The 19,754-nt window shown below is 51.2% G+C and carries 17 protein-coding genes; 5 read left to right on the plus strand and 12 right to left on the minus strand.

Annotated elements, in window-relative coordinates; translation table 11 throughout:
* Positions 1-92: 92 nt before the first annotated feature.
* Positions 93-1,316 (plus strand): IS4 family transposase, encoded by a 1,224-nt coding sequence (locus FDZ78_RS09745; protein WP_124076696.1) that lies wholly within the window; start codon positions 93-95, stop codon positions 1,314-1,316.
* A 308-nt stretch (positions 1,317-1,624) separates the two neighbouring features.
* Here FDZ78_RS09745 and bcp read toward each other — a convergent pair whose 3' ends face one another.
* Positions 1,625-2,095 (minus strand): thioredoxin-dependent thiol peroxidase, encoded by a 471-nt coding sequence (bcp, locus tag FDZ78_RS09750; RefSeq protein ID WP_136409171.1) that lies wholly within the window; start codon positions 2,093-2,095, stop codon positions 1,625-1,627.
* A gap of 321 nt (positions 2,096-2,416) precedes the next feature.
* Here bcp and FDZ78_RS09755 point away from each other — a divergent pair, with 321 nt between their 5' ends.
* Entirely contained in the window at positions 2,417-3,334 is a 918-nt protein-coding gene (locus tag FDZ78_RS09755) for a glycosyltransferase family A protein (protein ID WP_136408477.1), read from the plus strand.
* A 21-nt stretch (positions 3,335-3,355) separates the two neighbouring features.
* On the opposite strand, the gene FDZ78_RS09760 is transcribed toward FDZ78_RS09755, so the two are convergent.
* The 8 genes from FDZ78_RS09760 to FDZ78_RS09795 form a co-directional block, all read right to left on the minus strand.
* Positions 3,356-4,576: an aminotransferase class V-fold PLP-dependent enzyme gene (locus tag FDZ78_RS09760; RefSeq protein ID WP_123399371.1), complete on the minus strand. Its 1,221-nt coding sequence runs from the start codon at positions 4,574-4,576 to the stop codon at positions 3,356-3,358.
* Positions 4,577-4,653: 77 nt separating this feature from the next.
* Entirely contained in the window at positions 4,654-6,003 is a 1,350-nt protein-coding gene (sufD, locus tag FDZ78_RS09765; RefSeq protein ID WP_123399373.1) for a Fe-S cluster assembly protein SufD, read from the minus strand.
* Positions 6,000-6,764, minus strand: coding sequence for a Fe-S cluster assembly ATPase SufC (gene sufC / locus FDZ78_RS09770; protein WP_123399375.1), 765 nt, complete (start codon positions 6,762-6,764; stop codon positions 6,000-6,002). The genes sufD and sufC overlap by 4 nt, the downstream gene beginning before the upstream one ends.
* A gap of 497 nt (positions 6,765-7,261) precedes the next feature.
* On the minus strand, positions 7,262-8,227 hold the full coding sequence (locus FDZ78_RS09775; RefSeq protein ID WP_240740261.1) for a transposase: 966 nt from the start codon (positions 8,225-8,227) through the stop codon (positions 7,262-7,264).
* Positions 8,202-8,573, minus strand: coding sequence for a transposase family protein (locus FDZ78_RS09780; protein WP_107037111.1), 372 nt, complete (start codon positions 8,571-8,573; stop codon positions 8,202-8,204). Before FDZ78_RS09780 ends, FDZ78_RS09775 begins: the two co-directional genes overlap by 26 nt.
* Positions 8,574-8,881: 308 nt before the next feature.
* On the minus strand, positions 8,882-10,153 hold the full coding sequence (locus tag FDZ78_RS09785) for an outer membrane beta-barrel protein (RefSeq protein WP_136408478.1): 1,272 nt from the start codon (positions 10,151-10,153) through the stop codon (positions 8,882-8,884).
* Positions 10,150-10,707, minus strand: coding sequence for an RNA polymerase sigma factor (locus FDZ78_RS09790; protein ID WP_240740381.1), 558 nt, complete (start codon positions 10,705-10,707; stop codon positions 10,150-10,152). The genes FDZ78_RS09785 and FDZ78_RS09790 overlap by 4 nt, the downstream gene beginning before the upstream one ends.
* Positions 10,708-10,804: 97 nt before the next feature.
* Positions 10,805-11,545, minus strand: a complete 741-nt coding sequence (locus FDZ78_RS09795) for a NigD-like protein (protein WP_136408479.1) — start codon at positions 11,543-11,545, stop codon at positions 10,805-10,807.
* Between the two features lie 302 nt (positions 11,546-11,847).
* Here FDZ78_RS09795 and gluQRS point away from each other — a divergent pair, with 302 nt between their 5' ends.
* Positions 11,848-12,981 (plus strand): tRNA glutamyl-Q(34) synthetase GluQRS, encoded by a 1,134-nt coding sequence (gene gluQRS / locus FDZ78_RS09800; RefSeq protein ID WP_136408480.1) that lies wholly within the window; start codon positions 11,848-11,850, stop codon positions 12,979-12,981.
* A 624-nt stretch (positions 12,982-13,605) separates the two neighbouring features.
* On the opposite strand, the gene recG is transcribed toward gluQRS, so the two are convergent.
* The 3 genes from recG to pnp form a co-directional block, all read right to left on the minus strand.
* Complete coding sequence (gene recG, locus FDZ78_RS09805; protein WP_136408481.1) at positions 13,606-15,699, minus strand: ATP-dependent DNA helicase RecG; 2,094 nt, start codon at positions 15,697-15,699, stop codon at positions 13,606-13,608.
* 22 nt (positions 15,700-15,721) lie between these two features.
* Complete coding sequence (locus tag FDZ78_RS09810) at positions 15,722-16,441, minus strand: 2-C-methyl-D-erythritol 4-phosphate cytidylyltransferase (RefSeq protein WP_136408482.1); 720 nt, start codon at positions 16,439-16,441, stop codon at positions 15,722-15,724.
* A 154-nt stretch (positions 16,442-16,595) separates the two neighbouring features.
* Positions 16,596-18,863, minus strand: a complete 2,268-nt coding sequence (gene pnp / locus FDZ78_RS09815; protein ID WP_136408483.1) for a polyribonucleotide nucleotidyltransferase — start codon at positions 18,861-18,863, stop codon at positions 16,596-16,598.
* A 126-nt stretch (positions 18,864-18,989) separates the two neighbouring features.
* Between pnp and FDZ78_RS14655 the strand changes: the two genes are divergently transcribed.
* Positions 18,990-19,145: a hypothetical protein gene (locus tag FDZ78_RS14655; RefSeq protein WP_168182025.1), complete on the plus strand. Its 156-nt coding sequence runs from the start codon at positions 18,990-18,992 to the stop codon at positions 19,143-19,145.
* A 44-nt stretch (positions 19,146-19,189) separates the two neighbouring features.
* Entirely contained in the window at positions 19,190-19,678 is a 489-nt protein-coding gene (gene ybaK, locus FDZ78_RS09820; RefSeq protein WP_107032716.1) for a Cys-tRNA(Pro) deacylase, read from the plus strand.
* The last annotated feature ends 76 nt before the right edge of the window (positions 19,679-19,754 follow it).

Raw genomic sequence — 19,754 nt, forward strand, 5'->3', positions numbered from 1 at the left:
TTTTTGAGCGATTGAAAAATTAGGGCTGGCACCTATTGCAGGAGTCAGCCCTAAATGGTTATTTTGATGTCGCCAAACTATCTTAAATAACCATGAGTAAAAGTAGTAATTTCTTCGGACAGCCGACATATGGTCAGCTGATAAAATCACTTGATCGTGAAAAAATAGTTGAAATCAGCCGAAAACACGGCGGAGAGAAGTATGTCAAGAGCTTTGACGGCTATACGCATTTGCTTACGATGCTATATGCTGTCATACAGCGCTTCGATTCATTGCGTGAGATAGAGACTTCTATGACAGCCGAGGTACGCAAACTCCATCATGTAGGCATTGACACTGTGCCCAGGCGGAGCACCTTGTCGGATGCAAATGCCAGACGTTCAGAGAAGTTCTTTGAAGATGTATACCGCGACTTGTATGCAGCCAATAAAGACATTCTTTCCTCGGACAGCCGACGCAATGGCACGGAAGAGTGGATAAGACGGCTTAGAATCATCGATTCCACTACAATCACGTTGTTCTCCAATGCTATTTTCAAGGGTGTTGGCCGTCATCCGAAGACGGGAAAGAAGAAAGGCGGCATCAAGGTACACTCGGTCATACATGCCAATGAGGGCGTTCACTGCGACGTGCAGTTCACTTCGGCAGCGACCAATGACTCCTTCATGCTTGCACCGAGCCATTACAGCCACAACGAGATAGTAGCACTTGACCGTGCATATATCAACTATGCCAAATTCGAGGAACTGACGGATCGAGGGGTGGTATATGTAACCAAAATGAAGAAAAACCTCAGTTATGAAATACTTGTGGACTGTATGCACCAGAATCCACAGGGACTGATGGAGTACCGTGAACAGGTCGTAGTGTTCCGTAAAGACGGCATCAACCACATTGCAAGAATAATCACATACGTTGACATTAAGAAAGGCAAGAAGCCAAAACTTATATCGCTTCTCACCAATGACTTCGACATGCCTCTGGAGACAATCGTGGCCATCTACCGTCGCCGATGGCAGATTGAGTCGCTTTTCAAGCAGATAAAGCAGAACTTCCCTTTGCGATACTTCTATGGCGAAAGTGCCAATGCCATAAAAATACAGATTTGGGTAACGCTCATAGCTAATCTGTTGCTCTCGGTCTTACAAAGCACCTTGCAAAGGCGTTGGAGCTTTTCTGGACTGGCTACAATCGTCAGAATTGTACTGATGTATTATCTGAATCTCGAAAAGTTCCTAAATCAGCCCGACGCTGACTTGAAAATCATGCTCGCAGAGGCCTCGGAATCCCCTCCTGAAGATCCCGAAAACTGCTGAGGGGGCTTGTCAAATACAAAAAGTAAGCCCAACTTCTGCTGTTCAAGAAGTTGGACTCACCCTTTTATGGTTTAGCGGACAGTAATAATTCTGAAATATCTACATCGGTCTTCTTCAGGGCATCGCATATTTGAACCACAGTATAGAATTCTTCTTCGTCCATTTGTAAGAAATCCTGAATAATTTCAGACTCGGTGTAATCCGTCTGCTCTCGCTTTCTACAGAGCAAACGGATTCAAAATCAAGAGCAGGGATGATACCGATGAGGCCGGAAGGCCCTATCCGATACTTCATCTGTCGTTATAGCCTCACTGTCCGGCATCTGCCAGGAGCTCCAACAGCTGTTCGCCGGCTTTTTTGGTGTCGACCTTGGTGATGATGTGGGTGATGCGGTGGTCTGTGTCGGTCACGAAAGTTGTTCGGACGGTGCCCATATACTCGCGTCCGGCCATTTTCTTTTTCTGCCATACGCCGAATGACTGGTTTACCTCAGTGGTCGGATCAGAAAGCAGTATGAATGGCAGTGAATACTTGTCGGCAAACTTGGCGTGGCTTGCTACGGAATCCTTGCTGATGCCGATGGTGGTGTAGCCTTTGGTCTCCAGTTCGCTGTTGAAATCTCTGAGCGAACATGCCTCAGCCGTGCAGCCGGGGGTATTGTCTTTCGGGTAAAAATAAATGATCAGAGCTTTACCTTCGAAATCCGAGCTTCTGACTTCATTGCCGGCCTGGTCAAGACCGAGTACTTCGGGAATCTTATCGCCTGTTTCCATATGGATGTTGTTTTCTTGTATGTGTGGATTATCATTAGAGGTTGTTTTTAAACAGCCTCTTGGTGTCAGAGCTGACAAATTTAGTGCAAATTCGTGAAATAGCATCGGATAATATTGTTGAAATTGTGTAAATTTGTGAAATGAATCCTTTTGCCTTATGAGGATCAGCCCGGATTCCGGTTCTGTCCCTATCTTTCGGATAATCCGTATATAAGATGGAATGGCTGTTTCCGCCGGCAGTGGCGAGAGGGAAAGCGCCCGGTTATTGCAAAAATTGCCAGTTTCTTGATTCCTGAAAACTTTTATATCCAAAGAGGACTGTGTGTCATGTCACATATAACAATAGTCATTCCGATCTATAACCGCGCCCATACCATAGTGCGGACCTTGCGCTCGATTGATGCCCAGAATGTGAAGCCAGAAAGAGTCATTGTGGTTGACAATGGCTCGACTGACGATTCTCTTGAGATTGTCTGTGAATGGAGTCGCCGGGAGCATGGCTTTGAGTGTGTGATATGCGAGGAGTCCCGGCTTGGAGCCTGCGCGGCGCGTAACCGCGGGCTGGAGGACGTAGAGACGGAATTCGTGATGTTTTTCGACTCTGATGATGAAATGTCACCATCACATGTGGCTGATTTTAGCAAAGCGATCTCCCGGCATCCAGACATTGATATCTTCGGGCGTACAGCTTCGCTTGTCAATATCGCCGGACAGAGGCATGAGGCTTATTTTACATCCCGCAGCCCTGTTTTCAATCATCTTTTCAGAGGCTGTATGTCGACACAGCGCGTTGTGGTCCGCACATCGCTTGTCCGACGTGTGGGCGGGTGGAATGAAGATCTTTTCGTGTGGAATGATTTTGAACTCGGCGCACGCCTGCTGCTTGCCTCAGATCGTATCTTTCATTTGCCGGGAAAACCCTCGGTAATAGTCCATCAGCAAGCCGATTCGATCACCGGAGTTTCTTTCAGCTCAAAAGCCGGGCAATGGGAAAAAACGCTTGACTGCATGGAACGGTATTTCATTACTTCCGGCCGGTCTGATCTGATTAAATGGCTCGACTGCAGGCGTATGATCCTTGCGGCGCAATATTTCTGTGAAGGCAGGCCTGACCTGGCTGAGATGCTAAAGGCGCAGGTGCTTGACGGAAACCCGTCAGCATGGCGGCTGAGATTGATCTATTGGCACAACCGCCTTTTCCATAGGCTGACATGGTTGTTTGCCAGAGTGCTTTTTGCCTTATAGTTTTTTCTTTCGGTTCGCTCTTTACCGCAGCATTTCGCTGACACGGCTGAGGGCCGCAAGGAAGCGGTCACACTCCTCTATTGTATTGTAGACGGCAAACGATGCACGTACGGTGCCTTCGATGCCGAGAGCCGTCATCAGCGGCTGGGCGCAGTGATGGCCGGTGCGCACTGCTATGCCGAGCTTGTCAAGCAGCATCCCCATGTCGTAGTGGTGCTCGTTGCCTACGAGAAAAGAAATGATAGCACACTTGCCGGGGGCGGTGCCGAAGATCCGTATGCCGGGGATCTCTTCCGTCATGCGGCGGGTGGTATATTCGAGCAGTTCGTGCTCATGCGCGGCAATAGCTTCGATACCTATGCTTTCCATGTAGTCGATAGCCTTGTGAAGCGCGGCAATGCCGATGAAGTCAGGAGTCCCGGCTTCAAACTTGTAGGGCAGTTCTGCAAAAGTGGTCTTCTCGAAGCTTACGCTCTCGATCATCTCGCCGCCGCCCTGATAGGGTGGCATTTTCTCAAGCAGCTCGCGTCTGCCGAAAAGCACTCCGACTCCGGCCGGGCCATACATCTTGTGGGCCGAGAATGCGTAGAAGTCGGCATCAAGATCCTGAACGTCAATTTTCATGTGGGGTGCCGCCTGAGCGCCGTCAATCAGCACCGGAACTCCGTGGCTGTGGGCCTCGGCCACAATCTCTTTTATCGGGTTGACAGTGCCGAGCACGTTTGACGCATGGCAGACACTGACGAAACGGGTGCGCTCGTTGAAGAGCGACCTATAGATATCCATGTCAAGCGATCCGTCAGCCTTGGCGGGGATGACACGGATTTTCAGATCTGTTCTTCTCTGTAGCAACTGCCAGGGCACAATGTTGGAGTGGTGTTCCATCACGGAGAGTATTATCTCATCGCCGTCTTTGAAAAAGGCGCCTCCGTAAGAAGCCGCCACGAGATTGATGGCCTCAGTGGTTCCGCGGGTGAAGATAATCTCTTCGGCAGAAGGTGCGTTGATAAACTCCATGACTTTGCGGCGGGCTGCCTCCTGAAGCTCGGTGGCTTCCATCGAGAGAGTGTGCACTCCGCGGTGAACGTTGGCCTTGGTCTGCGTATAGCCTGACAGAACAGACTTCACCACTTCGTCAGGAGTCTGTGAAGTGGCGGTATTGTCTAAATAGACAAGCGGACGGCCGTAGATCTTGCGGTCGAGAATCGGATAGTCGGCACGTATCTTTTCAATGTCAAGCATAGAGGTTGCAGTTATGGTTGGAGTGTGGGGTGTATTTCGTAAGAGGAAATTGAGTCGGAGCTGTCAGCGGCTGCTGATCAGCATTCTTTCGACCGGCAGCCGGCGCAGTCGCCGAGTGTTCCGGAAAAACGGCGGTCTACAAGATGGAGCAGACGTTCGCGCAGTCCGCTGATATGGACTGTGTCGATGACATCGACCATGAATGCCTGCATGAGCATGGTCCGGGCTTCGCTTTCGGGAATGCCGCGTGAGCGCATGTAGAAAAGCGCATCAGTGTCGAGCTGGCCTGTAGTAGCGCCGTGAGAGCACTTCACATCATCATTGTAGATCTCAAGCTGCGGTTTGCAGTGCATTTTGGCTGTGGTCGATGCCAGAATGTTGCGGTTGCTCTGATAAGCTTCGGTGAATCGGGCTCCTGGGGCAACGAAAATGCTGCCTTCGAATGCGCCTTTTGATTCTTCGTCGAGGACATATTTGAACAGCTGGTTGCTGTGGCAGCGCGGGGCCATGTGGCGGATGTCGGAATCGTTGTCGACGTGCATCTTTCCTGAGCCGATCACCATGCCGGCCAGCATAGTCTCGCAGTGTTCGCCGAGCAGCGAGACCGAAAAGTCGTTTCTGGTGGTGCCGCAGGTGAGGGTAGTGGAGTTGAACGAGAAATGCGATCCGCTTTCCTGACGTACGAAGAGGCGGGAGTAGCGTGATGTCTTTTCTGACGATTCCTCGATGGAACAAACTTCAAGACGCGAACCTTCGCCGAGAATCACTTCCGAAACCTGGGCTGCAAGATATGATTTGTCGCGGTTCTGGGTGTGGTCGCAGACAAGCAGCTGCAGTTCGGCACCTTCTTCCAATACTATGAGTATGCGGCGGAATGCGGCGAGGGGAACCGGCGAAGAGAACACGTTGACCAGCTGCAGAGGCCGTTCGACGCGCACCCCTTTGGGCACGTAGATCATCACTCCGTCCTGGGCGAGGAGGGTGTTGAGTGCAACAGACGGATTCTCTGCCGGAGCCACAGTGTTGTAATATTTCTCTATCAGTGATGGTTTTTCCTCAGCGATGCGTTTGAGAGATCCGAAGATTACTCCCTCCGGCAGCTTTGATTCGAGCTTCGATGTTGGATGAAACGAATCGTTTATGACGAAAGCAAGCAGAGTAGAGAGCGAGGGGACATCGCAGCGAAAACTGGCCGCCACATCGACCGGAATGTTGACACGCGAGATGTTCACGCCATAGTCGGGGGCAAACATCTCTTCTATTGAAGTCTTTTCAAACCCCTCGGTATTCTTGTCGGGGAGGCGTGATGATCTGACTATGTCGAGAGCCTCGCTGCGCGGAGCGTTAAGCGCCGGCGCCGAGTTGCCGCAGATCAGATCTCTGTTTTCTTCAAACAGACTGATGTATTGGGTGAGGGAATTGCTCATATGTCGTTCTCCTCTTTAATCCAGTCGTAGCCCTTTTCTTCAAGTTCGAGAGCCAGTTCAGGACCGCCGGTCTTGACGATGCGCCCTTTATAAAGAATGTGTACGAAATCAGGCTTGATATAGTCGAGCAGACGCTGGTAGTGGGTGATTACGATGGTCGCGTTCTTGTCGGTCTTGAGCTTGTTAACGCCTCCGGCCACGATGCGCAGGGCGTCGATGTCAAGGCCTGAGTCTGTTTCGTCAAGGATTGCCAGACGTGGTTCGAGCACGGCCATCTGGAAGATCTCGTTGCGCTTTTTCTCGCCGCCTGAGAAGCCTTCGTTGACAGAGCGTGAAGCCAGTTTGTTGTCAAGCTCAACTATGGCGCGTTTCTGGCGCATCATCTTCAGGAAGTCACTGGCCGAGAGGGGAGCGTCATTGAGATATTTGCGTTTGGCATTGACTGCCGCGCGCATGAAGTTGACCATTGAGACTCCGGGGATTTCTACCGGATACTGGAAAGACAGAAACAAGCCTTCATGGCTGCGGTCTTCGGGCGAAAGCTCCAGCAGATTGACTCCATGCAGATAAGCCTCGCCTTCGGTGACAGTATAGGCAGGGTTACCTGCCAGCACACCTGACATGGTGCTTTTGCCGGAGCCGTTAGGCCCCATTATGGCATGTACTTCACCTTCGTTTACCGTAAGGTTAAGACCACGTAATATCTCTTTGTCCTCCACCTTGGCGTGGAGATTGCGGACTTCAAGTAGTTTTTTGCTCATCTCAGTAAAAATTGTCAGATGGTTTTCTTGACGGAAATCCGGACTGTCTTTTCAGACAGCAAAAGCCGTCACAATCAGACTGCGAAATTACCAAATTTCTCTCATCTACCCAAACATTTTGAGCGTGACTTTGGTTTGATGCTCTCACTTGTTGCATTGCAGGCTGTTCTAATCGTGACAGATGGTGACGAGATTTTATTGCGAGTATGTGAAAATCCGAATTAAATTTATAAAATAAAGGTTAAATTCGATGATGTAACAAAATTGTGTTGTGATTGTAACAGGATTGTAATATGGCTATCTTAACTTTGTATCGTGAAACAAACAGAGCTTCATTCTCTCACTAAAGCTTGAAGCCTCAAAGATATAAAATCAATACCGAAGCACGAAAATTTACGGTTGCAAAATAGTTTTTTAGTAGACAAAACCAAGAATTTATGGCTCAAGCCGAAAGCACGGTGCATATGTTAAATTGGGCAATTAGAAGTGTTAAATTTTTAGGCGTAGAGTTTGACTAATCGGAAGATGAAGAAGTCGCGGTCCCGGACACCACGCATTTGTGAGCGAAATATTTTGACTTTAGAGTTGAATGCCTCGGCAGAGGCATTGGTCGCACGACGACGGAAATAGTTCAGGATTGTTGGGGCGTGGTTCTTGAATGTTTTGATTACCGAGCGGAAGTTGTTGTTACCCAATGCCATTACCTTTTCATACCACTTGTTCATCCTCCCCATGGCTTTTGTCGGTGAGATTTTAGCGTTGAAAATCTTGCGCAGCTCCATCGCAAGGCTGTATGCAGCCTTCAATATTGGATAGTATTTGAACAGTATGTTGACACGATGGCGCTGTATGTCAGTCCATTTGTTCTGCGACATCATCAGAGTGTGTTTGCTGCGAGCCAGTATCTGGCGCATGGTCTCTCCGTTGGAGTACGTTACCGGCGGTTCGGACTTGTTGCGGTTGTTTTCCTCTGCGATGAGCTGTCGGCGAATGTCAATGCGGATTTCGTCAACGGCCTCATTATAGACCTGTTGGACATGAAAACGGTCGTTGACTACATGGGCGTTATAGAACACTTCTGCGGCTATGAGCATCATTGATGGCGAGAGATCGCAGGTCACTTCCTTGACCCTGCGTCTGATTGATTTCTCCATAGCTCCGATGAGTATGGATATAATTTCGTCACTCTTTGTTCCGGGAATGGCTGCCGCAAGTGTTCCCTTGCCTCCGTGGCCGTCCTTGTTGGTCAGGAACGTCCATACCTCCCCGTTGCTCAGACACGTCTCATCAAGACTCATGTAAGGGCCGATATTATCGGCGTTGAAATAGAACCCACAGCCAAGCTCCTGTTCGCACCAGTCGGCGTAACCGCTTATCTTATTGCGGTACAAGTCGGCAAAATGTTTGCCGTTGACGCAGTACATCTGCGCTATCTGTTTAATCGACAGGGCTGTCGTCTCCACCTTCGTCTTTTAAAAAAGCCACGAACTCGGCGCTGAGTCGTGTTCCTTCCTCGTTGGGAAGTTCGAGATTGTAGCTGAAGATTTCGTTGGTCTGCCTGTCCCACCACTTGTTCTTGCGCATGTGAAGAAATACAGGCCGTCCACGCATCGGATAGTCCTGTATTGTTACATAATCCGTATAGCCTCGCGCTACGATATTTGGATTACGATAGTCTTCATCAGACAGTTTCTTCTTTTCGTCAAGCCATATGTCATAGGACTGTTCCGTGCGCTCGAAGCGCACCATTTCAAATAGTTCGTCCATGCCCTCGGGCAGGCACATCCATATTGCATCTGCGGTTTTCATGCCACAAATTTAACACTTTTCTCAAAATTCATGCACCGTGCTTTCGGCTTGACCCGAATTTATCACATTTTTTACAGAGAGGCTGTCGAGAACGACAGCCTCTTCTGCTTATAAAGGATCAATAAAGGATCAGCTGTAAAGCCAGGTTGAAACGTTAAAAACGATCCGAGTGTGAAATATTTTGGAATAGCGTATTCCGGTTTACCGCCCTGGATGAGCTGTCTCCGCATTATCACACTCTTTCGGGGGAGCTGCCATCCGGCACCCGTCTTCCCGGCTTCTTGAGGATTTGCTTTCGGGAGAGGCTGCTATTTTCCAAGGGTGAGTCTTAGACCGAGATTCAGATTGAAATTCAAAGGACGGTCTTTGTAGATCGAAGAGATGTCGGAGCCGTTGTCGGGATAATAGCTTATGCCGGGCTCTATGAAGATGCCGAGATCAGGAGTTATTGACAGCTGTGCTCCGGCTGCCGCGTTGAGTGACCATTGCAGCCTTTTTTCGTGGATATCGGTGTTTTCTTCAGCTCCAGCCTGGTCGTTGATAAATTTATGGCCGGAGAGTTTGCCGACAACGCATTTTTCGGCAAGTATGCCAGCCGAGGCGTAGAATTCAAGCCGATTCACTGATGCGAGGCGGCACTTCAGATTCAACGGAATGCCAATGTAGTGAAGAGTCTGTTCGCCGGAGAAACTGATGTTTGCCTCTGTAGCGTCCACATCAGAGCGGAGCCTTGAGTATGTCAGGCCGCTTTCCAGACTCAGGCGTGTAGAAATAGGGTAGGCTACGGTCAGCCCGACACGGATCGGCTGGTGGTGCTGCATTTTGGAATTGCGTGTATTCGAACTGCCGGATTCGGGTGCTTGTGATTGCACTACGGGCCCGTCATCAGGATTCTTGGTAGGGTCTGACATAAGACCGCTAAGTGATTTATTGCCGCTGTTGTTTGACGGTCCTGACATTCCGTTACCGATCGAGCCTGAGGTGAATATGCCTACGGAGACCCTTTCCCGAACATTATGGCTGTCTGAGGCAGAGACTGTTGATTCCGCATATTCCGTATTTATCCGGTTGCATGCATTGTCTGCTGACGGCGATGTCTCTGAATTCTCAGCGTTTTCATTGTCTTTCCCGGCCGGATTCTGATTGGCCGGTTCGTCATCAGTCAGCTGTGCGGCGGATGAAGACTGTGATGCTTGACAGACGGCTGCTGTCAGGGCATTGGCCCGGCTGATTCGGTTGCCGATGCTTTGGGGCAAGGTCTGTGCAAGATTCTGCTCTGAATTGACGGGACTGATGAGGGTGTTGTCGGAAACATCTTTTGCGAGTCGGGCCGCGGTCATGTCTACCTTGCTTTCAGGCTTAAAGAAATGCAGGCCTGAGAGCATTATGGCGGTGAGCAGAGTGGCGGCCACAAGCCATGACAGCACAGCGCCGCGTCGGTGACCGTTGCGGTTTATCGGGGTGATCTGCTGACGGTCGGCACGGTGCGTTTCGATCCGTTCCCAGAGTCCTGACGGCTCGTCCAGTTCGAAATCCGTCATCTTGTTGCGTATGTCGTCTAACCAGTTGTCGTTGTTCATGAAGACCGTCTGTTGATGTATTCTCTGATTTTTGATGCGAGCAGTGCTTTGGCTCTGTGGAGTTGCGAGGCCGAAGTGCTTTCCCTGATGCCAAGCATCGAAGCGATTTCCCGATGGCTTTTCCCCTCAATGGCATAGAGGTTGAACACTATCCGGTAGCCGTCGGGCAGCTGGCGTATGAAGTCATGGATTATTGCCGCAGGGATGTCGGCGGTTTCCGGCTGATCATCACCGATGTCGGCATTCTCCTCTGAAATGGGGCTGAAATCAAGGCGCCCGGACCGGCTGATGAATTTCAGCGCCTCATTGACAAGAATCTTTGTCACCCACGCTTTCAGCGAGCCTTCACCTTTGTAGACAAATCTGTCAATCGACCCGAATATTTTAAGAAAACTTTCCTGCAACACATCTTTCGCGTCCTCATCATTCCGGATATAGCGGGAGCATACGGCTGTGAGATGTCTGATATATCTTGAATACATCAGTCTCAAAGCCGCAGGCTCGTTGTTGCCGATGAGCTGCAACAGGTCGTGTTCGTTGTCAGCTGTGTTCAAAACCGCTATATGAAAAAATGTGCGCTAATTGACTGCCGAATTAGCTCTGTGTAAAAATATAACGTGAGGAATGGGCAGATTCTTGCTTTCGGTTCTCTTATCTGAGAACAGAGGCGGAAACAAGGTCTGACAGATCGTCATCGAATATTTTCGGGCGTAGGGCGAGATCGAATTCGGCGGTCTTCATTCCTGAAAACGAATTCCAGCGGAGTTTGATCTTGACAGGCTTATCGCTTGTGGCCGACAGGCTGTTGAGGTTGAACGCGATAAGAGCATCGCCGAAATAGCCTTTGGTGTCGCCTTTGGCATCATGCCGGAGCTCGACTTCAAACGGATCGTCGGGATTTGAACCGGTGAGCAGGTTGAGATGGTGTGGAGTGTGTCCGGGGCCCCAGATTGTGCGGACACGCAGGGTCAGATAGCCGTCTTCAGCCACAGTCACCCAGTCCTTAACTATCTCGATAGGGTCATTCCCATAAGTCTCATCGTTCTTGTCGCCGAGGTCTATGGCGGGCAGCTTGGTACGGATGCTGTCGATGCGGTTGACTGTGACGCCGGTTCCGTCATAAAATGATTTGTCGGGGGTGTAGCAGACAAGTGCGCGGACTTCCTTATTGCCGAAAGGCGACTTATCCATGTTCGATGGAACGAGGGTGGTCTTGTCGTCAAGCACCATTGTAAATCCTCCGTTTGCAGTCGGGCAGACTGTCACGAGGGCTTTGGGGCTCGACGGGCAGATAACGTAGCTGTTGTTGTCATCATCATCAAGACACGACTGCATCATAGGCGCTGAGGCCAGAAGCAGGGCGAGGGGCAGCAGATGTTTTGCTTTCTTCATAATTTATATTGATTGGTTTGTTGGTATTGTCTATATCTATAAATCCGCTTTCTGCTGAATCTTGCATACGCGGAATGATATTTTTCGAAAAAATCACTGAATCTTGTGTATCTTTGTGCTCAAATAGAACTTGCAATGGATATTAAGAGGGTGTTTCATAACAAGAGTTAAAATCTGAGTGGTGTATCTTTTAGATAAATTGTTGCAGGGGAGGAAGAAGCATAGCGAGCTATGCGACTGACGAGCTTCAACAATTTAGCAAAAGATACACCAAGGATCAGGTAACTTAAAAATTTTCACAAATGGAATATACTATTTCCAAAAAGACAATACAATCGCCTCCGAAAGCTTTGAGCGTCTATAGCTCTTCATCTCAGTCACATAGCTCGCTATGCTCCTTCAATTCAGAGCCATATCCATCTCAAATCTTTCGCTCAGATTTTAACTATTGTTATGAAACGCCCTCTAAAGACTCAGATACCGGAATTTCAGCCGCTACGAAGACTCCTGCCGGACGTTTCGCGCCATCGCCTACCGGACGCATGCACCTCGGCAACGTGTTCACGGCTCTGCTTTCATGGCTTTCAGTCAGGAAAGCCGGAGGGCGGTGGATTCTTCGGATAGAAGATCTTGACCCACAGCGCTCCAGAGAAGAATATGCGCGGCAGATTGAAGACGACCTTCTCTGGCTGGGCCTTGAATGGGACGAGGGAGGTCTGGCTGGCAGGGGCGATGCGGCTCCTTACAGGCAGAGCCTCCGCGGAGAAATCTATGAGACTTATCTCAGACGGCTGGAGTCGACCGGCTATACCTATCCATGTGTCTGCACCCGTGCCGATATAATGGCCACCCAGGCTCCACACCAGTCTGACGGGCGTGTGATCTATGGAGGCAGATGCCGTCCGGCCACACTGCCATGTGTTTTGCCTGCTGAAAATGTCACGGCCCGTCATGCTGTCAGACTCTATGTGCCGGAAGATGAAATCTGTTTCTCCGATCGCGTCTATGGCCAGCAGAGAGTTTCTTTGGCTGCCGAATGCGGCGATTTTGTGTTGCGTCGGGCCGATGGGGCCTGGGCCTATCAGCTGGCGGTAGTGGTCGATGACGCGCTGATGGGTGTGACCGAGGTTGTGCGCGGGAATGACCTCTTGCTGTCCGCCGCCCAACAGATTTATCTCTACAGACTGCTCGGATTGCAGTCGCCCTCCTATGCCCACCTTCCGTTGCTCTGCAATCAGGACGGACAGCGCTTGTCGAAGCGCGACAGCTCGCTGAGCATGGATCGGCTGCGCGAGGCTTATAGTCCGGAGCGACTTGTGGGGCACCTTGCGTGGCTTGCCGGATTGCTCCCGCAGCCCCAGGCCTGCCGTCCGGACGATCTTATTGAAGCCTTTGACTGGAATTGCATAAAGCCGCTTTCAGGAATCACAGTCTGACGCCTCAGGCTGTATATGACAAAGGAGGAGTTAAGACAACTGCCTTAACTCCTCCCCTCACGTTTCAACTATTTATTTATGAGAGCCTCAGAACCTGGTTTCACAACCCGATAAAGAGGACGAGGGATGTAAATTTAGATTTTCCTGCTTGTTGTTGCTTCTTTATCTTTACTTACACTATTAAAACAACTGAAACCATGCTTTGAAGTGGTCAGGTGCGCTAAAAGACTTTAAAAAACGTCAAGGGGAGGGCTTAGAGGTTGTTTAAAAACAATAGTTAAAATCTGAGTGGTGTATCTTTTAGATAAATTGTTGCAAATGAGGAAGGAGCATAGCGAGCTATGTGACTGACGAATTTCAACAATTTAGCAAAAGAGACACCAAGGCTCAGGTAACTTAAAAATACTCAAACATGAAATTACTGAAAGAAAAAAGACAATACCCCCGCCTGCGAAAGTTTTGGGCGCCTATGACTCTTCATCTCAGTCACATAGCTCGCTATGCTCCTTCGATTCAGAGCCATATCCACCTCAAAACTTTCGCTCAGATTTTAACTATTGTTTTTAAACAACCTCTTATTTCAGGTGATCTGTTAGAGGGTGTTGTCAGTTTGTACGGCAGTGGTCAGGAAATTCTCGACCAGTCGCGGACGCGGGTTGTAAGATTGGCCAGTTCTACAATAAGGGGGCGGTTTTCCGGGTGGCCGAGTTCGGGGTCTGCGTCAAGAATCTCGCAGGCCGTGTCGCGGGCAAGCTGCACGATTTGCCCGTCCGTAGCAAGATTGGCTATGTGAAGATCAATCGGCATTCCGCTCTGCATGGTACCTTCGATATCGCCGGGACCTCGCATCTGCATGTCGGCTTCGGCTATCGCAAAGCCGTCGGTGGTAGATGTCATGAGTTCAAGACGCTTGCGGGTGTCAGAGGCGATCTTGCGTTTCGACATCAGTATGCAGTAGCTCTGGCCTTCACCACGGCCCACTCGGCCGCGGAGCTGGTGAAGTTGCGAAAGGCCGAAGCGCTCGGCGTTCTCGATGAGCATCGTGGTGGCGTTGGGGACATTGACACCGACTTCGATCACGGTTGTAGCCACAAGTATATGGGCCTCTCCGGATGCGAAAAGCCCCATCTGATACTCTTTTTCCTGCGGTTTCATCTGCCCGTGCACGAAGGCAACCTTATAATCGCGGAAGATGTCGCAGATCGACTCATAGCCCTCTTCAAGCGATTTCAGATCAAGTTTCTCGTTTTCTTTGATGAGCGGATAGACTATATAGATCTGCCGTCCGAGGCGCAGTTGTCGTCCGATGCCCTGATAGGTAGCAAAGCGGTTTTCTTCATAGCGTAGCAGAGTCTGTACAGGCTTTCGGCCTGGAGGCAGTTCGTCGATCACGGAGACATCGAGATCGCCGTAGACGGTCATGGCCAGGGTGCGGGGAATCGGGGTGGCCGTCATCACAAGCACATGGGGTGCGATGACATTTTTGGTCCACAGCCGTGCACGCTGAGCCACACCGAAGCGGTGTTGCTCGTCGATCACAATGAAACCGAGGTTTTTGAACCGCACATTGTCCTCGATCACGGCATGGGTGCCTATGAGTATGTGGAGAGACCCGTCGGTGAGCTGGGAGTGGATCTCCTCGCGCGCTTTCTTGCGGGTAGATCCGGTGAGCAGTTTCACGTTTATGCCCATAGGAGCTACCATTGAGCTGATGGTCTCGAAATGCTGTGTGGCCAGAATTTCGGTCGGTGCCATCAGGCAGGCCTGGGCATCGTTGTCAAGGGCTATGAGCATGCAGAGCAGAGCCACAAGGGTCTTGCCGGAGCCTACATCGCCCTGGAGCAGGCGGTTCATCTGGCGTCCGGTGGCCATGTCGGCGCGGATTTCTTTGATCACACGTTTCTGCGCGCCGGTAAGCGGGAAGGGCAGAAACTTGGAGTAGAAGGTGTTGAAAAAATGTCCGATGCGGGGAAACAGAAAGCCCTTGATGGCCCCGTTGCGGCGCCGGGCGTAGCGCTGAATGTCAAGCTGAAGATAGAAAAGCTCTTCGAATTTCAGACGGAAACGGGCTTGTTCGAGTTGCTGCGGTGTCTGGGGAGAATGGATGGCGGTGAGAGCTTCGTGTAGCCCCATGAGCCGGTGGCGGGTGATGATCTGCGGAGTGAGCGTCTCGGTGACAGTGCGTATCCCTGCCAGAATCTCTGTGGCGGCGTTGGCGAATGTGCGCGATGAGAAACCGCGGTTGCGCAGTTGCTCTGTCAGCGGATAGACACCTCGGAAGCCTCCTTGTGCCGAAGCGTTTTCAGGAGTGTCGACTTCAGGGTGAACCATGCTCCAGCGGCCATTGAAATTGGATGGCTTGCCGAAGAGAATATACTCGGTTGCGGTGTGATAGAGCTGTCTGAGCGATTTTATGCGCTGGAACCATACCACTTCCATCACTCCTGAACCGTCGGAAAAAAGGCCCACAAGGCGCATCTTGGCGCCTTCACCCTGCACATTGAAGCTGACAAAGCGGCCTCTGACCTGAATTGATGGCATGTCTTCACCGGCAAAGTCGATGATGCGGTAGACGGAACGACGGTCTATATAGTGGGTAGGGAAGTGGTACAGAAGATCGTGAAACGTCTTTATGCCGAGATTCTTGTCGAGAAGCTCGGCGCGTTTCGGTCCCATTCCGCGCAGAAATTTTATGTCGGTATGTCTCAGCCTGTCCATGAGTGTCAACAATAGCTTATACTTATAATGTGTCGGACAGCGAAAGATAGAGCTCGACCACAGCCATGTCGCCGGGATTGGTTACTTTGATGTTATGCGGATCGCCGGCCGTTAGCCTCAGATTGCAGAATCCGGCGGCTTCCATTACCGATGCATCGTCAGTGAATTCCGGCCGGAGTTCCTGGCGGTAGGCTTCCGAGAGCTTTGCGGCGGGGAAGATCTGAGGGGTTTGCACCGATCGATAGAGCTTGCGGTCTACGGCTCGGCTTGATCCGTCAGGAGCGGTGATACGTATGGAGTCTGTCACCTGGCAGGCAGGAATCACACCGTCTGCCCCGTTAAGTCCGTCAAGAAGATTCCGGATGAGAGAACTGCTTACCACAGGCCGCGCGGCGTCATGTACACTGATTAATCCGCATGATTCCACGGCGAGTGATTCGATGGCGTTTCTGACGCTGTGGGCGCGGGTCGGGCCGCCGGTCACAATGCTGTGAGGCAGGCTGAAGCCATATTCCCGGCACATTTCCTGCCACTCTACGGTCATGTCACAGCTGAGCACCACTGTCAGTTCCCAGTCTGGAGTGTGGCGGTGGAGGCGTTCGAGGGTGGTCATGAGCAGCGGTCTGCCGTCGAGCAGGCAGAATTGCTTGGGCAGATTGCCTCCGTAGCGCGATCCGCTTCCGGCGGCGACTATAATGTGGACATTCCTTTCGGTTTGTTTGGTTGATGCGGTTACAGCCATGTGGTTCGGGTAAATAAATCCGGCGGATTCCCGTGAAGGGGAACCCGCCGGGGCGTTGATTCAATGGTAATGAATATCGGAGGTTGGTTAACTAAGAGTGTGCAAATTTAATCTATATGATGGATTTAAGATGCTATAATGCACTTTTCAGGTCTTAGTTACGGGGTGCGCCGTGGTTGCCGCCATTGTTTTCGCGGCGTGGGCCACGGTCGCCGTCACGGCGTGGACCGCGATCTCCGTCACGACGGGGACGGTCGCCTTCGCGGCGCAGTCCGCGTTCGCCACGGGGTGCGCGTTCACGCTCTACGTAGCCTTCGGGTTTGGGCTGGAGCGCGCGCATTGACAGGCGGTATTTGCCGGTCTTCTTGTCGATCTCGATGAGTTTCACTTCGAGCTCGTCGCCTTCCTTGAGGCCAGCGGCTTCCATGTTTTCGAGGCGGTCCCATGAGATTTCCGAGATGTGGAGCAGACCGTCGCGGTTGGGCATGAATTCAACGAATGCGCCGAAGTCAAGGATAGAACGCACTTTGCCGTGGTAAACCTTTCCCTCTTCGGGGAGTTCGACGATAGCGTTGATCATATCGAGAGCCTTGTCGATCGAAGCCTTGTTAGAGGCAGCGACTTCGATGTAGCCTCCGTCGGGGATTTCGTCGATGCTTACGGTTGCGCCGCTTGCTTCCTGGATTCCCTGGATGATCTTTCCGCCGGGGCCGATCACTGCACCGATAAGCTCTTTGGGGATGAGCATGGTGACGATGCGGGGCACGTGTGCCTTGTAGTCCTCGCGGGCTGCGGGGATTGTCTCTTCGATCTTGTCGAGGATGTGCAGACGTCCTTCCTTGGCCTGGTTGAGGGCCTTTTCAAGGATTTCGTAGCTCAGGCCGTCGCACTTGATGTCCATCTGGGTGGCGGTGATACCTTCGCGGGTACCGGTCACTTTGAAGTCCATGTCGCCGAGGTGGTCTTCGTCACCGAGAATGTCAGAGAGGACTGCATATTTTGTTCCGTCAGAGATGAGACCCATAGCGATACCGCTGACAGGGCGTTTCATCTTCACACCTGCGTCGAGCAGCGAGAGGGTGCCTGCGCAGACAGTTGCCATTGACGATGATCCGTTTGATTCGAGGATGTCGCTGACAATGCGGCATACATAGGGGAAATCATCGGGGAACATGCGCTTGAGAGCACGGTGGGCGAGATTGCCGTGGCCTACTTCACGACGGCCTACGCCACGCACCGGACGGGCTTCGCCGGTGGAGAAGGGCGGGAAGTTATAGTGGAGGAGGAAGCGTTCGCGGCCCTGGTTGAGAACGTCGTCGAGGATCTTCTCGTCGAGCTTGGTTCCGAGGGTTACTGTGGCGAGCGACTGGGTCTCGCCACGGGTGAACACGGCTGATCCGTGAGGTCCGGGCAGATAGTCTACCTCACACCAGATCGGGCGGATCTCGGTGGTCTTGCGGCCATCGAGACGGATGCCTTCGTCAAGAACGCAGCGGCGCATGGCTTCTTTTTCCACATCGTGGTAGTAGCGCTTGACCATAGCGGTCTTTTCATCGCGTTCTTCTTCGGGGAGTGATTCGAGATATTCTTCGCAGATCTTTTCGAAGCTTTCCTGACGCCAGTGCTTGTCGGCGCAGCCGGCCTTGGCCACTGCATATGCCTTGTCGTAGCACTTGTCATGTACGTCCTTGCGGAGATCTTCGTCATTGGTCTCGTGGCAATATTCGCGTTTTACGGTCGAACCAACTTCCTCGGCAAGTTCCATCTGGGCCTTGCACTGAACCTTGATGGCGTCATGGGCGGCGCGGAGCGCTGCGAGAAGATCTGCTTCTGATACTTCGTTCATTTCGCCTTCCACCATCATGATGTTGTCATAGGTGGCACCGACCATGAGCTCCATGTCGGCTTTCTCAAGCTGTTCGAAAGTGGGGTCGATTACGAATTCGCCGTTTACACGGGCCACTCGGACTTCCGAGATAGGACCGTTGAAGGGTATGTCGCTCACTGCGATGGCTGCCGAAGCGGCGAGGCCGGCAAGAGCGTCGGGCATGTCGACACCGTCGGAAGAATACATTGTAACCTGTACGAAAGTGTCGGCGTGGTAATTGTCAGGGAAAAGTGGGCGGAGCACACGGTCAACCAGACGCGATGTCAGGATCTCGTAGTCGCTTGCGCGGCCTTCACGCTTGAGGAAGCCGCCGGGGAAACGTCCGTTAGAGGAGAATTTTTCTTTATACTCAACTTGGAGGGGCATGAAATCTACGCCCTCTCCGGCCTCTTTGGCCGTTACTACTGTCGCAAGGAGCATAGTGTTGCCCATGCGCAGTTCTACCGCTCCATCGGCCTGCTTTGCAAGTTTGCCGGTCTCCAGGGTGATGGTGCGACCGTCAGGCAGCGCGATGGTTTTTTTGATTGGATTCATAAATTGTTTCTATTTTCAGCTTGATAGTTATATCTTCGTTTTTGCAGCTTATTTGGTTTCAGTTTGCAAAGTTAACAAATATCTTGCAATTAACCTGCTTGATCAGACTGAAATAAGGGCGTGAATATGGGCCAAAACCTCGATTTAGTGTTAAATTTGTCTAATTACCGCTTCTTCCGGTTGAATTTTTCCGAAGCCCCTTTTTTAGGAGCCGTTCGGGGTGATGAAGATTTTTCAGCCGCCGTGGCAGCCCGATTTGGTTTTGATCTTAAAATGGATTAATTTTGTTTTCTTATTGTCGAACACTCTCTAAAACTGAATTTACTGTGGATAAAGTGTCGAAAACAAATGCAGCGCGACTGCTTGACAAGGCTAAGGTTGAATATGAACTGATTCCTTATAAGGTGGATCCTGACAATCTCGCGGCCGAACATGTGGCCGAAGAGCTTGGCGAGGATATAAACTCGGTGTTTAAAACTCTGGTGCTCCACGGTGACCGCTGTGGCTATTTTGTCTGCGTGATTCCCGGAAACATGGAGGTGGATCTGAAGAAGGCCGCGAAAGCCGCCGGGGCTAAGAAGGCGGAGATGATTCCGATGAAAGAACTGTTGCCGCTTACGGGCTATATCCGCGGTGGGTGTTCGCCTGTCGGTATGAAGAAGCCTTTTCCTGTGTTTTTCCATCAGACGGCTCTTGATTTTCAGGCCATCTATGTCTCTGCCGGCCAGCGCGGTCTTCAGCTCAGAATCAGCCCACAGGCACTGATTGATTTCTGCAGGGCCTCGGTGGCTGACGTGGCAGAGAGCAAGGAGTGATAATATATAAATGAATAATAATGTTGCGCAGTCCCTGTGGCTTTCTACGGCGGAATGAGGAGTGCGCCAGGACAAT

Origin of the sequence: Duncaniella sp. B8 (assembly GCF_005304985.1) — a bacterium.
GTDB lineage: Bacteria > Bacteroidota > Bacteroidia > Bacteroidales > Muribaculaceae > Duncaniella > Duncaniella muris.

Excerpts from the sequence above, each read along its gene's own strand:
- FDZ78_RS09745 (WP_124076696.1), top strand. The coding sequence starts at position 93 with ATGAGTAAAAGTAGTAATTTCTTCGGACAGCCGACATATGGTCAGCTG.
- FDZ78_RS09755 (WP_136408477.1), top strand. The coding sequence starts at position 2,417 with ATGTCACATATAACAATAGTCATTCCGATCTATAACCGCGCCCATACC.
- FDZ78_RS09760 (WP_123399371.1), bottom strand. The coding sequence starts at position 4,576 with ATGCTTGACATTGAAAAGATACGTGCCGACTATCCGATTCTCGACCGC.
- sufD (WP_123399373.1), bottom strand. The coding sequence starts at position 6,003 with ATGAGCAATTCCCTCACCCAATACATCAGTCTGTTTGAAGAAAACAGA.
- sufC (WP_123399375.1), bottom strand. The coding sequence starts at position 6,764 with ATGAGCAAAAAACTACTTGAAGTCCGCAATCTCCACGCCAAGGTGGAG.
- FDZ78_RS09780 (WP_107037111.1), bottom strand. The coding sequence starts at position 8,573 with ATGAAAACCGCAGATGCAATATGGATGTGCCTGCCCGAGGGCATGGAC.
- FDZ78_RS09785 (WP_136408478.1), bottom strand. The coding sequence starts at position 10,153 with ATGAACAACGACAACTGGTTAGACGACATACGCAACAAGATGACGGAT.
- FDZ78_RS09795 (WP_136408479.1), bottom strand. The coding sequence starts at position 11,545 with ATGAAGAAAGCAAAACATCTGCTGCCCCTCGCCCTGCTTCTGGCCTCA.
- gluQRS (WP_136408480.1), top strand. The coding sequence starts at position 11,848 with ATGGAATATACTATTTCCAAAAAGACAATACAATCGCCTCCGAAAGCT.
- recG (WP_136408481.1), bottom strand. The coding sequence starts at position 15,699 with ATGGACAGGCTGAGACATACCGACATAAAATTTCTGCGCGGAATGGGA.
- FDZ78_RS09810 (WP_136408482.1), bottom strand. The coding sequence starts at position 16,441 with ATGGCTGTAACCGCATCAACCAAACAAACCGAAAGGAATGTCCACATT.
- pnp (WP_136408483.1), bottom strand. The coding sequence starts at position 18,863 with ATGAATCCAATCAAAAAAACCATCGCGCTGCCTGACGGTCGCACCATC.
- FDZ78_RS14655 (WP_168182025.1), top strand. The coding sequence starts at position 18,990 with ATGGGCCAAAACCTCGATTTAGTGTTAAATTTGTCTAATTACCGCTTC.